General features: G+C 65.9%; 13 protein-coding genes. 7 read left to right on the forward strand and 6 right to left on the reverse strand.

The genetic code is table 11. The annotated features are described in order from the left end of the window. Positions 1–12 precede the first annotated feature (12 nt). Entirely contained in the window at positions 13–339 is a 327-nt protein-coding gene (locus ACQP1G_RS03945) for a DUF3349 domain-containing protein (protein WP_433198439.1), read from the forward strand. Between the two features lie 210 nt (positions 340–549). Further along, on the forward strand, positions 550–1,122 hold the full coding sequence (locus ACQP1G_RS03950) for a hypothetical protein (RefSeq protein WP_433198441.1): 573 nt from the start codon (positions 550–552) through the stop codon (positions 1,120–1,122). Between the two features lie 104 nt (positions 1,123–1,226). On the opposite strand, the gene ACQP1G_RS03955 is transcribed toward ACQP1G_RS03950, so the two are convergent. The 6 genes from ACQP1G_RS03955 to ACQP1G_RS03980 all read right to left on the reverse strand — a co-directional run bounded on the left by ACQP1G_RS03955 (position 1,227) and on the right by ACQP1G_RS03980 (position 7,842). Then, positions 1,227–2,642, reverse strand: coding sequence for a glycosyltransferase 87 family protein (locus ACQP1G_RS03955; protein WP_433198443.1), 1,416 nt, complete (start codon positions 2,640–2,642; stop codon positions 1,227–1,229). A gap of 128 nt (positions 2,643–2,770) precedes the next feature. After that, positions 2,771–3,598, reverse strand: a complete 828-nt coding sequence (locus tag ACQP1G_RS03960; protein ID WP_433198445.1) for a class II fructose-bisphosphate aldolase — start codon at positions 3,596–3,598, stop codon at positions 2,771–2,773. Next, positions 3,595–4,545: a hexose kinase gene (locus ACQP1G_RS03965; protein ID WP_433198447.1), complete on the reverse strand. Its 951-nt coding sequence runs from the start codon at positions 4,543–4,545 to the stop codon at positions 3,595–3,597. The genes ACQP1G_RS03960 and ACQP1G_RS03965 overlap by 4 nt, the downstream gene beginning before the upstream one ends. Further along, positions 4,542–5,729: an N-acetylglucosamine-6-phosphate deacetylase gene (locus tag ACQP1G_RS03970; RefSeq protein ID WP_433198449.1), complete on the reverse strand. Its 1,188-nt coding sequence runs from the start codon at positions 5,727–5,729 to the stop codon at positions 4,542–4,544. The genes ACQP1G_RS03965 and ACQP1G_RS03970 overlap by 4 nt, the downstream gene beginning before the upstream one ends. Then, on the reverse strand, positions 5,726–6,835 hold the full coding sequence (locus ACQP1G_RS03975; protein WP_433198451.1) for an ROK family protein: 1,110 nt from the start codon (positions 6,833–6,835) through the stop codon (positions 5,726–5,728). The genes ACQP1G_RS03970 and ACQP1G_RS03975 overlap by 4 nt, the downstream gene beginning before the upstream one ends. 77 nt (positions 6,836–6,912) lie before the next feature. Next, on the reverse strand, positions 6,913–7,842 hold the full coding sequence (locus ACQP1G_RS03980; RefSeq protein ID WP_433198453.1) for an SIS domain-containing protein: 930 nt from the start codon (positions 7,840–7,842) through the stop codon (positions 6,913–6,915). Between the two features lie 193 nt (positions 7,843–8,035). Between ACQP1G_RS03980 and ACQP1G_RS03985 the strand changes: the two genes are divergently transcribed. The 5 genes from ACQP1G_RS03985 (at position 8,036) to ACQP1G_RS04005 (ending at position 12,263) form a co-directional block, all read left to right on the forward strand. Beyond that, the gene (locus ACQP1G_RS03985) at positions 8,036–9,286 is read left to right on the forward strand and encodes an extracellular solute-binding protein (RefSeq protein WP_433198455.1); all 1,251 of its coding nucleotides are present in this window, start codon (positions 8,036–8,038) and stop codon (positions 9,284–9,286) included. 100 nt (positions 9,287–9,386) lie between these two features. After that, complete coding sequence (locus ACQP1G_RS03990) at positions 9,387–10,271, forward strand: carbohydrate ABC transporter permease (protein ID WP_433198457.1); 885 nt, start codon at positions 9,387–9,389, stop codon at positions 10,269–10,271. 55 nt (positions 10,272–10,326) lie between these two features. Then, positions 10,327–11,232, forward strand: a complete 906-nt coding sequence (locus tag ACQP1G_RS03995) for a carbohydrate ABC transporter permease (protein ID WP_433198459.1) — start codon at positions 10,327–10,329, stop codon at positions 11,230–11,232. 73 nt (positions 11,233–11,305) lie between these two features. Then, positions 11,306–11,551 (forward strand): hypothetical protein, encoded by a 246-nt coding sequence (locus ACQP1G_RS04000; protein ID WP_433198461.1) that lies wholly within the window; start codon positions 11,306–11,308, stop codon positions 11,549–11,551. A gap of 58 nt (positions 11,552–11,609) precedes the next feature. Beyond that, positions 11,610–12,263, forward strand: a complete 654-nt coding sequence (locus tag ACQP1G_RS04005) for a TetR/AcrR family transcriptional regulator (protein ID WP_433198463.1) — start codon at positions 11,610–11,612, stop codon at positions 12,261–12,263. The last annotated feature ends 91 nt before the right edge of the window (positions 12,264–12,354 follow it).

Below are 12,354 nucleotides of genomic sequence, written 5' to 3' on the forward strand. Positions count from 1 at the left end.
GAAGGGTGCACCGTGACTGAATCCGCTCGCGTCCGGCCGAATCTGCTCGGCCGGGTCATCGGCTGGCTGCGGGCCGGATATCCGCAGGGGGTTCCGCGGTCGGACTACGTCGCCCTGTTCGCGGTGCTGCACCGCCATCTGACCGATTACGAGGTGGTGGTGATCGCCGAGCAGCTGGTGGACTCCAATCCGGATAGCGAGATCAGCCACACCGATATCGAAGCGGCGATCGCCCGGATGGCGATGGAGCAGCCGGACGCGCACGATATCGCCAGGGTTGCTTCACATTTGGCGGCAGGTGGCTGGCCGCTCGCGACACCACTCAACGATGCCGACTGAAATCTGTTCGCCGATACCACCTTTCGCTGGCCAGATCCCCGGCTCCGCAGCAGAATAGCTCGGGGCAATCGGCCCTCATCATCGAGTTCCGTTCGCGGGGAACGATATTCGCTGTGGCCCAGGTCTCTCGACATGTAGCAATCCCGGACAATCGACCGATACTCCGATCGGAGCGCGACGCCGCGCCCCGATTCGAGAAGGAGGTCGATCATGGTGCTGTGGACGACGAGTTCACGCACGGTACGACGGATGCTGGTGCAGACCGTTGTCGCCGGGACATTGGCACTCGCTCCCGCGGCGGTCGTCGCGCCCGCGTTCGCCACCCCGGACACCGGCGCCCCAACGGCGGCGCCGACTCCCGCCCCGATTCCCACTCAGGCTCCTGCGCCGACACAACCCGCGCCGACGCAAACGCCCCTGCCCACCCAGAGCCCTACTCCGCTCCCGACCCCGCCGCCCGATATCTACGGTCCGGACGGCTACGGCCCTGATGGCTACGACCGCTCGGGTTACGACCATTCGGGTTATGACCGTGCGGGCCGAGACCGCTTCGGTTACGACCGGAGCGGTTACGACGGATCGGGTTACGACCACGCGGGCCGTGACCAGTTCGGTTATGACCGCAGCGGCTATGACCTGTGGGGTTACGACCGCTGGGGCCGCGATTCGGCCGGTTACAACCGACAGGGTTGCAGTCTGAAGGGCCCGGACCGCCCCGACGCCGACCACGAGGAGTGCGAGCGGCAGCGCCAGGCCAACCCGTCCACCGGCAGCGCCGGCTGACCGGGCTTCCCAGGCGATTCACAGCTGGATCGCCAGCATTCTCGAGGTAGTCCGAGCAGGATGACGATGTCGGCGAACGGAAGCGGGCTCCCGCAAACAGGGGCCTACCCCACGGCTTCCAACTCGCTCGACCCCGACGGTTCACTGCTCGGACCGTCTCTCCGCCGACCGGCGGCGCTGATCCCTCGCTCGCGCCGCCGGTCCGCGAACACCTCGGTGGACAGTTGCGGAGACCGCGGTTTCAGCGGGAGCAGCCAGACGGTCGCGGCGACGAGCGCGATGGTGGCGAGCAGCGTGTACGAATCGCCGAGCAGGAACTGCCACGGCGTCCACCGGAATTCCCGGCCGTTGGTCTGCGGTACCAGCCAGATGAGCCCCTGGGGCAGTAGTGGTAGTTCCGGATCCCATGATCCGACCTGATCGATCTGTAGCGGCCATGCGAAGACGAACAGATAGATGACCGCGGGAACGCCGATCCGGATGGTGAGCGAGCGATGGCGCAGCGCGTGGATCAGCCACAGCAGCGCTGGCACGATCCACACCCAGTAGTGGGTCCAGGAAATCGGCGAGACCAGCAGCATCACCGTGGCCGCGAGCAGCGCGCCGAGCAATTCGTCCCCGCGCAGGTGGGCGATCCGCGCCGCTGCGATCCCGGCGAGTGCGAGCAGACCGGCGCAGACGAACGAGGACGTGGTGTCATCCCAGGTCGACCATTCCAGGCGGCCGAACATGCCGTTGATGGACTGGTTCTGCACATAGGCGAAGCCGATACGGTTCTGCGAGGTCGTGGTCGTCGTCCAGAACTGCAGCGCCTGAGTCGGCCGATACCAGAAGCCGATCGCGACCGTCGCGGCGAAGGTCGCGGTGGCCGTGGCGGCGGCGCGGAACTGGCGGGTGATGAGCAGGTAGACGATGAAGACCGCGGGTGTCAGCTTCAACCCCGTCGCGATACCGATGAGGATGCCTCGATACCGGCTCTCCTTGGGGATGGCGAGATCCGCTAACACCAACGCCATGAGGATCGCGCTGAGCTGTCCGAATCGAAACGCCTGCTGGACCGGCTCCAGCCAGATCGCGGCCCCGGTGACGGCGATGGTTATCGCGAGCAAACCAGGACCGCGCCGGCGTTGTTGGAGCCTCGCGGCGCTCCACACGCTCACGAACAGCGATACCAGCGTCAGAACCGTGACGCCGGTCCCGATGTAGTTGATGGGGAAGCGTGCGAGTTCGGCACAGATCCACGCGGCGAAGACGGGGTAGAGGAAGGGCAGGCCCATCGGGCCGCGCCCGTCGTACAGCAACGCCGGATGCGTCGCGGCGGCCGCGCCGCCCCACATATAGACCTGTAAATCTATTTGATGCCAGTACATCTGCCAGTTCGGCCGTAGAAAGGCCAGCCAGGCACCGATGGACAGGGACGTGAATACGATTGCGGCACTGAGCGATAACTTGTGCGGGAATTTGGGCTGGATCTCCGCACCGGCAGCGCGCTGTTCTCCTGATTGCAGGATGACAGCCATGGAGTTGTTATTCCTTCATCAGGTGATACAGCTCGAACGGACAGCAAACCTTTAGCTAAACTAAGAGCAATTCAGCCTATCATCGGCGCCCGTCGATGGCTGCCCATGCTTCCCCGGGATGGAGAGGTCTATCCGGCGAGCACGCGCAGCAGATGCTCGACCTCTGACCGGATCGCGCCGCGTGCGGGTGTCAGGTACTTGCGGGGATCGGAGACCGCGGGGCTGTCGGCGAGAGTGGTCCGGATCGCGTCGGTGGCAAGGACATTCAGCCGGGTGGCGATATTGATTTTGGTCATACCGTGTTCGACGGCGGCGCGCAGTCCCGCGTCGGGTACACCGGAGGAGCCGTGCAGCACCAAGGGGACGGGCACCTTCGCTGCCAGCCGGGCAATCAGGTCGTTATCCAATTCGGCGGTGCGGGTGTGCATGGCGTGTGAGGAGCCGACGGCGACGGCCAGGGCGTCGACGCCGGTGGTCGCGACGAATTCGACCGCCTCGTCCGGATCGGTACGAACCCCGGGCGCGTGTGCGCCGTCCTTGCCGCCCACCTCGCCGAGTTCGGCCTCGACGAAGACCTCGCGTTCGTGACACCAGCGGGTGATATCGGCAGTGGCGGTGACATTTTCGGTGTAGTCGAGAGTGGACCCGTCGTACATGACCGAGCGAATGCCGAGTTCGACTGCGGTGCGGATGAGTTCGAACGAGGTGGCGTGGTCCAGATGCACGGCGATATCGGCGGTGCTGTCGGCGGCGATGCGCAGGCAGGCGAGGGCGATCGGGGCCAGACCGCCGTGGTAGTGCACCGTATTCTCCGAAAGCTGGAGCAGCACCGGCCGTTCGGCCGTTTCTGCGGCCGCGGCGATGGCTTCGGCGTGCTCGAGCGTGATCACGTTGAAAGCGCCGAGGCCGCCCGGACGGGCAGCGGTGATCAGGTCCGGGACGGGTCTAGAGGTCATGCGGATGTCTCCTGCGGGGTGGCTAGTCGTTCGACGACCACCGTGGGTGCGATACGGGTGCGCAGGCAGCGGTCGATCTCACCGGCAACCGGTATGACGACCGCCGCCGCGGAGGTGGCGACGGCATCGGCCAGGATGGCGGACCAGTCCGGCAGGCCGTCTTCGTCGGAGAGGGCGGCTATTACCGCGGCGGTCGCGGCATCGCCCGCACCGGTGGGATTTCCGGCGAGTGGTTCGGGCAGTACGGCCGACCACGCGCCCTCGGCGGTGACCACCACCATGCCCTCGGCGCCGCGGGTGGCGATGATGGCGCGCACGCCGCGTTCGATGAGCGGTCGCGCGGCCGTGGCGACCTCATCCGGGGTCACCGGGACGCGTCCGGTGAGACGTTCCAGCTCTTCGGTATTCGGCATCAGGATGATGCCGGGGACCTGGGCGGCCAGGCGCAGTGACTCGCCGTCGACATCACAGATGGTCGGCACGCCCGCGGTGATGGCGGTGCGCGCGATTTCGGCGGGCAGTCCCGCCACGATGCCGCCCGGCAGTGATCCGGAGATGACCAGGCCGTTGATATCGGGCAGCATTCCGGCAACCCGGACCGAGAGCTGTTCGGCGGCATGCGGATTCGAGACCCGCGCACCGGGCTCCCATAACGCGGTCGCGGTGCCGTCGCCGGATTCGCTGATCACCACCGTGCGCCGGACCCAGGGCAGCGCGTGCACGAAATCGACCGGCATTTCCAGTTCAGCGGCGGCCGCGAAGGCGTGGTCGGAGAAACCCGTTGCCCGAGCGTACTTTCCGAGCTGATTGAGCACCCGCGTCACATTGATGCCCTTCCCGCCGATCCGCTGTTCGACCGAGCGGACCCGATGTGCCTGGCCGCGTTCGAAATGCTCGACGCGGTAGGTCATGTCATAGGCGGGATTCATTGTCACGGTGAGGATCACGTCAACCACTGTCCACGTCTGAGCACCCGACGCAACTGGAGATTGTCATCAACTATCAGTAGGTCAGCGAACTGGTCGGTCCGGAGGTCGCCCACATCGGCCAGTCCCGCCGCGGCGGCCGGTACCGATGTGGCGGCGATCACAGCATCGCGCAGCGGCACACCACATGCCCCGACCGCCCAGATGAGGCATTTCAGGAGATAGGCGGTGCCGCCCGCAATGGATCCGTTGGACACCCGGGCCACGCCATCGGTGACATGGACAACCTGCGGACCGAGCCGATATTCGCCGTCGGGCATACCCGCGGCCTGCATCGCGTCGGTGATCAGTGCGACCTGTCCGGGCGCGGTCGCGAAAACCAATGCACCGAAACCCGAGTCGATGTGCACGCCGTCGCCGATCAACTCCACAACGGCCTGCCGCTGCGCCGCGGCCACCAGCGCCGCGGCCGCCGGACCCGGCTCTCGGTGGTGCAGCGGCGGCATACCGTTCGCCAGGTGGGTGACCAGGCTGCCGAATCCGTTGGGGTGCAAGGACTGTCGGAAGACAGGGTAGTCGGTATCGCTGTGCCCCAGCGACACCACCACGCCGCTATCGGAAAGGCGTTGGGCCACCTTGTCGAATCCGGGCAGCTCCGGCGCGAGCGTCATTACCCGCAGCTGCCCGTCGGCGGCCGCGAGCAATCGATCGGTCAGCTCGAGATCGGGATCGCGCAGATATCGGGGATCCTGTGCGCCACAGCGCGCCGCCGCCAGAAATGGTCCCTCGGCGTGGATTCCGCCGATGGTGGCGTCGATTGCCAGTTCGCGCAGCGCCGCGACCTGCGCGACCATATCCGTCGCAGCGCCGGTGACGACGCTGGCCACTACCGTGGTGGATCCGTGCGTGTGATGGAACTCGGCGGCCGCCCGCGCCTCGTCGCCGTCGACGGTGTCGAACCGATGTCCGAATCCGCCGTGGTTGTGAATATCGACAAGTCCCGGCAGCACGGTGCCCGAAAACGGCGGCACGATCGAATCCGGATGCGCGGCAACCCAGTCCGCGAGCGACCGCACGTGGTCGATCCGGCGGTCCCGCACGGATACCACGCCGTCGTCGAATGCCGACGTCGCCGATACGATCCGTCCGCGAATCTCGAGCGGGGACACCTCCGCTTTGCTGGCGCTCGTCTCGTCACGAGTCACGAGAGGGCTCCCCGCCTGGCGAACAGGGCCGCGCCCATCAGTCCCGCGCGAGCGCCGAACTCGCCGAGCACCACCCGCGGTGCCGGCACGACGCGCAGCCGCTCGGCGATGGTGTGCTGCAGTGGCTCGGTGAGGGCGGCTCCGGCTCCGGCCAGTCCGCCGCCGATGATGATGAGTTCGGGACAGGCGGCGTGGATGAGGCCGAGCAGCCCATCGGCCAGCGCGCTGATCGCGTCGCCGACCACGGCTTTGGCGTCGGGGTCGGTGTCGAGAAGTGCGAAAACATCGGCCGCGCTCGCGGTTTCGTGTCCGGTGCGTTGGGCGTAGGCGCGAGCGATGGACGCGCCCGAGGCAACGGTTTCCACGCAGCCGATATTGCCGCAGGGACAACGCAATCCGTCCGCATGCCGAACCGGGATATGGCCGTATTCGCCGGTCTGCCCGTAGCCACTGCGCACCAGCTTGCCGCCGACGGAGACAGTGCCGCTGATGCCGGTGCCGAGAATGACCACGCAGACGTCGTCGTGGCCGCGCCCGGCGCCGTAACGCCATTCGGCCCATCCGGCCACCGCGACATCGTGTTCGATCAGCACCGGCATGCCCCAACGACTGGTGAACCGGTCGCCGATGTGCACATCACGCCAGCCGACATTGCTACTGAATACCGCGATCGAGCGGATCGGATCGACGATGCCGGGCAGGAGTACGGCCGCGCGCGCGACCCGGTCGCGCTGGTCATCGGTCAACTCGGCCAGCAACTGATCGCCGAGTGTGCCCATGGTTTCGAAGGCCGCCTCGCCCTGCGGTGTGGCCACCACACCCGAGGCCAGCACCGTGCCGGCGGCGTCGGTGATCTCGCCCTTCATGGTGGTGCCACCGACGTCGAGGCCGAGCACCAGCAGGTCATCGGTCAGTGCCGAGACCGGATGCGGCGGTACCGCAACCGGCCCCGGCACTGCTGCGGCGACCGGCATCGCCGAGCTCACCGCGTCCGTGCCCGCGAGATCGTCGCGGGGCACGGCGGTCGGGGGCGCGGCTCGGGTTTCGGGTGGAGCCGCGCTGATTCCCGGGGGTCGCGCTCCCGGTTCTGGCTGTTCCGTTCCCATATTCGGCACAGTAGTTCCTGATATCGGGTCCGCAGCCGTGAGCAGGTCGGTCGCGCGGGGCATCGGAGCCGGTCCGATCACTGATCCAGGACGACGGACCGATTGAGGTTGCGGGGATGGTCGGGGTCGAGGCCGCGGTCAGCGGCGCGCAGCACGCAGAGCTGGTGGACGCGGACCAGATCGGCCATCGGGTCGATATCGCGGTGTTCGAAGGCGGCGCCGGTGACGGCCACATCGGCCGCGAAATTGGGCACCAGCGGCCCGAAGGCCCAGACGGCGCGGCCGGGGTTGGAGATGCTGATCGGCCCGTGCCGGTATTCGGTCTGCAGGTAGGCCTCGGTCCAGGACTGGCAGGATTCGCGCAGTTTGAGCCCTGCCTCTTCGGCGATCGCGGCCGCGAAGCCCATCCCGACGAAGCTGATCTGCTCGGCATTGCGCACCGCGGCCAGCGCTGTCGCGGGGTCTTCGGCCAGTACGGCCCGCGCCTGCTCGATGGCCGGACGCAGATCCTCGCCCAGATGCCAACGCAGGATGGCCAGTGTGGTGGTGGCGAAGCGCGTCTGCACCACCGACAGTTCGTCGACCTCGTCGATCAGGATCGGATCGCCGAGGTCGAGTACCGGGGTGCCCGGACTACTGCAGATGACGGTGCGCGGAATGTGTGCAGGGATCTCCCGCATGGCATTGACCACCTCGGTGGTGGTGCCGGAGCGGCAGATGACGAGGTAGCGGTCGTAGTCACGACCGCCGCGGACCTCGCTGGCGGGCCAGGCGTCGGTAAGGCCCTGGCCGGGGCGCTCAGGAGCAGCGCCCTCCCGCAGTGCCGCGATGGCACGGGACATGAACAGCGAAGTGCCGCAGCCGATGACGGCGACGCGCTCGCCCGGTTGGGGCAGTACGTCGCGGTATTCGGCGGCGATGGTCTCGGCGCGGACCCAGTCGTTGGGCTGGGTGGCGACTTCGGCGGCCAGATGGGTCACGGGGGTGGGGTGAGCGGAAATCGGCACAACAACAGAATCAACCCTTGTGATCGTTCATGTCAAATTTACGAGCGAATCAGTCACAAGTGATCACTATTGGGTCTACATTGTTCCGTAGTGACTGCTTGCAGGTCGCTCGAAAGGATCAGCCAGTCGATTCGTACGCTCCATCATCGGCGGTCCTGTAGCGCTCTGAGTGAAAATTTGAAAGGTTCTGCTCGTGAAACGACCCCTCCACGGCGTACTCGCGGGGATAGCGATGGTTACCGGCCTCGCGCTCGCCGTCTCGTCCTGCGGTTTCGGCTCCAAAGACTCGGCCGACTCCGATACGACGATCAACTTCCTCGCCCCCAGTTACAGCGACGGTGCCAACGGCACCAAGGCGCTGTGGGACCACATCATCGACGACTTCCAGAAGCAGAACCCGGGCTTAACGGTGAACCTGCAGTTGGAGTCGTGGGATTCGATCAACGATGTGGTGAAGACCAAGCTGCAGTCCACCTCGACCACACCGGACCTGCTGAACATCGACGCCTATGCCAGCTTCGCCGGTGACGGCATGCTCTACCCCGCGTCCGAGGTGGTCTCCCCGAACGTGCTGTCGGATGTGCAGCCGGGCTTCGCCAAGAACGCCTCGCTGAACGGCACGCAGTACGCCATGCCGCTGTTCGCCTCCACGCGCACCCTGTTCTACAACACCGACCTCTTCGCGAAGGCCGGGCTGAGCACGCCGCCGAAGACCTGGGCCGAACTGACCGAGGCGGCCAAGAAGATCCAGGCGCTCGGCGGCGGCGTCTCCGGCTACGGCCTGCCGCTGGGCAGTGAGGAATCCCAGGCCGAGACCTCGCTGTGGACCTTCGGCGCGGGCGGTAACTGGTCCGAGGGCGACAAGATCACCGTGGACACCCCGCAGAACCTGGAGGGGGTGCGGGCCATGCGCGAGACCATTGATGCCGGCGTCACCCAGCCGAATCCGGGCGCGACCAACCGCAAGGACGTCATCAACTCCTTCATTCAGGGCAAGATCGGGATGATCGAGGGCCTGCCGCCGACCATTGCCCAGATCGCCGATAAGAATCCGAGTCTGAAGTACGCCACCGCGCCGTCGCCGACCAAGGACGGCACGCCGGTCACGCTCGGCGTGGCCGATCACCTGATGGCATTCAAGAAGGACGGCAAGAAGGCCGAGACGATCAAGAAGTTCCTCGACTTCTTCTACTCGGCGAATGTGTACTCGAACTTCGTCAAGAACGAGCACTTCATCCCGATCACGACCAGTGCCACCACGGTGCTCGCCGACGACCCGGTGACCAAGGCGTTCGCGGCGACCCTGCCGGTGGCCAAGTTCTATCCGAGCAACAACCCGAAATGGGCTGCGGCGCAGGGGGCCATGCATCAGCAGATGGGCACCATCGCGCAGGGTGCGGACCCGAGCCAGGTGTTGCAGCGAATTCAGGAAGCAGCGAAGTAGCGTGGGGCGTCCAGCGGCCCGAGCGACGGGCCCGGAGGAGGTGGCGAAGCGTGACCACGAAGGGCCCCGGGCGGGCCGCGAATTGAACACGGTAGGCCGGGTGTTCGCGGGGAAGAATTCGACACTGCGGGCAGCCCCTTGGATCGGGCCTTCCCTGGTGTTGATCGCGGCCATCGTCGCGTTCCCGGTCGGCTATATGGTCTGGACCAGCACCCGGGACCTGAGCGCCTACGGCCAGGACCGCGGTCCCGCCGGACTGGCCAACTACCGAAACCTGTTCGATATCAGCGAATTGGGATCGGTGTTGGCGCACACCGTGGTCTGGGTGGTCAGCGTCGTGCTGATCACCCTGGTGCTCTCGGCGGGGCTGGCGCAGTTCCTGAACAAGGAGTTCCCGGGACGCACCGCGGTACGCATGGCGATCCTGGTGCCGTGGGCAGCCTCGGTCGTCATGACGACCACCATCTTCTACTACATGCTCGATCCCGATGTCGGCATCGCCAACCGGTTCCTGGTCGATATCGGGCTGCTCGATCGCGGCTACGGCTTCACCAAACAGCCGACGCCCGCCTTCCTGGTGGCGATCGGCGTCGCGGTCTTCGTCTCGATTCCGTTCACCACCTACACGATTCTGGCTGGGCTGCAATCGATTCCGGCCGAGATCGATGAGGCGGGCCGGGTCGACGGCGCGAGCGCCTGGCAGCGCTACCGGTACCTGACGCTGCCGCAACTACGTCCGGCGATCGCGGTGGCGACCATCATCAACATCATCAATGTATTCAACTCGCTGCCCATCCTGCAGGTGATCACCGGCAGCATCGCGGGCTTCGGTGCGGATACGACAACGACGTTGACATTCAAGCTGATCCGGCAGAATCAACAGCTCGATACCGCCGCCGCCATGAGCGTGCTCAACTTCGTGCTGATCGTGGTCATCATCGCGATCTACGTGAAGGTCATCAAGCCGACACAGCAGGTGGATTGATGAGCACCTACACCTACCCAGGCTCGACGGACACCTACCGGGGCGAGGTGAGCCCATGACAACGCAGGCGGACATACACATCGAAGGTGTGGACATCCCGCCGGACGCAACGGTCGCCGAGGCACCGGGCGGGCGACTGCGGCGGCGGCGGTGGGAACTCACCGCGGTGGGGGTCGTGCTGGCCGTCATCTTCCTGACCCCGTTCGTGGTGATGGTGCTCGGCTCGTTGAAGAGCCGCGCCGAAATCCTGCGCATTCCACCGACGTATCTGCCCGAGACGTGGCATCCGGACAACTACGCCACCATGTGGGACACCCCGGAGACGCCGCTGCCGTTCAATCTGGTGAGCACGATCGTCATCTCGGTGTGCGCCACGACGCTGGTGCTGTTCGTCGCGATTCCGGCCGCGTATTACACAGCGCGGCACAAGTTTCCGGGCCGGGCGCTATTTCTCGCGCTGGTGCTGGTCACCCAGATGTTGCAGCCGACAGTGCTGGTGACCGGCCTGATCCGGGAGTTCTTCACCCTCGGCATCAACGACACCTGGCTGGCGATGATCCTGGTGAACGCGGCGTTCAACCTCTCGTTCGCGGTGTGGATCCTGCACAGTTTCTTCGCCGCCATACCGGTGGAGATCGAGGAGGCCGCCCAACTCGACGGTCTGAGTCGCTGGCAGATTCTGGTTCGGGTGAGCCTGCCGCTGGTGTGGCCGGGCATCGTCACCGCCACGATCTTCGTCGTGGTGGCCTGCTGGAACGAGTTCGCGGCGAGCCTGGTGGTGCTGACCACCCCGGAGAATCAGCCGCTGTCGGTGGCGCTGACCAAATTCGTCGGGCAGTACGACACGGCGTGGCAGTACGTTTTCGCCATCTCGACGGTGGGCATCGTCCCGGTGGTCATCCTGTTCGCATTCATCGAGAAGCGCCTGGTCGCGGGGCTCACCGCGGGTAGCGTCAAGTAGTCGCCCCGGGTCGGCGGGTGGCCGTGTGCCACCCGCCGTTCTGGTCCGATCAGGTTCCATCCCAGTCGATTACGTGAACGCGGCCGAGACACTGATCGCGATCGCGGCGGGACTCGGCCAGGGGTGGACGGTGGCACTGCCCGACTACGAGGTTCTATTGGCTGAAGGATCGACTCAACGGCGTTGCGGCGCCCGCGGGCTGCGCGATCAGCAGCCGCTCAGCACGCTGACCGAACCACAGTTCGGTCAGGTGCTCTCGGAACTGTTGCCGCCCTTGGCACAAGCCCTGGTCGGGCAGGCCATCGGTACGCAGACGTAGCGGTGATTCGGATGTCCGCGGCCCGGTGCAGTCGCTTCCGCCCGGTAGCATCGAAGCCGTGGCACGGCAGGATGACGAACCCAGGGAGGGCCGCAGTTATGGCGGGCTGTCCAAGGAGCAGCGGGTAGCCCAGCGGCAGGCACGACTCATCGATGCCGCGCTGGAATTATTCGGCACCCAGGGCTATTCGGCCACCTCGATCGAGCGGCTGTGTACCGTCGCGAATGTCTCCACGCGCAGTTTCTATGAAGATATGGGTAGCCGCGAGGCATTGTTGATCGCATTGGTGAATCGCATTACCTCGCATGCGGTCGAACGGGCGCTGGAAAGTTTGGCGAAGACGGCGGGACAACCGCTTTCGGCACGGGTAGTCGACGGCTTCCGCGCCTATCTCGAGGTGACCTGTGCGGATCGGCGCTCGGCGCGGGTGTGTTATGTCGAAGTGGTCGGTGTCAGTCCGGCGGTGGAGGATTGGCGCGGGCAGCAGCGCCGGCTGCTGTCATCATTGCTGATCAGCGAGGCCGAACGCGCTGTCGAGCGTGGGGAGACCAAGCAGCGGCGTTTCGATCTGTTCGCGCTCGCGGTGATCGGGGCGGTGAATTCGCTGGCCCAGGAGTTGGTGCGGACCACGCATCCCGACGCCGAGGTGTCGCTGGATGAAATATGTGAGGAGATTGCATATTTCGTGAATTCCGGGCTTGCGCTCACCTGATTCGCGGGCGACCGTCTTATCGCGACTTCCATGCCAGACCATCCCGATGACAGCTCTGGCTCTCAGATGCGGCGCCGGGCGAACCGAGGCG

This window comes from Nocardia sp. CA-107356, from assembly GCF_050946365.1.
Lineage (GTDB): Bacteria > Actinomycetota > Actinomycetes > Mycobacteriales > Mycobacteriaceae > Nocardia.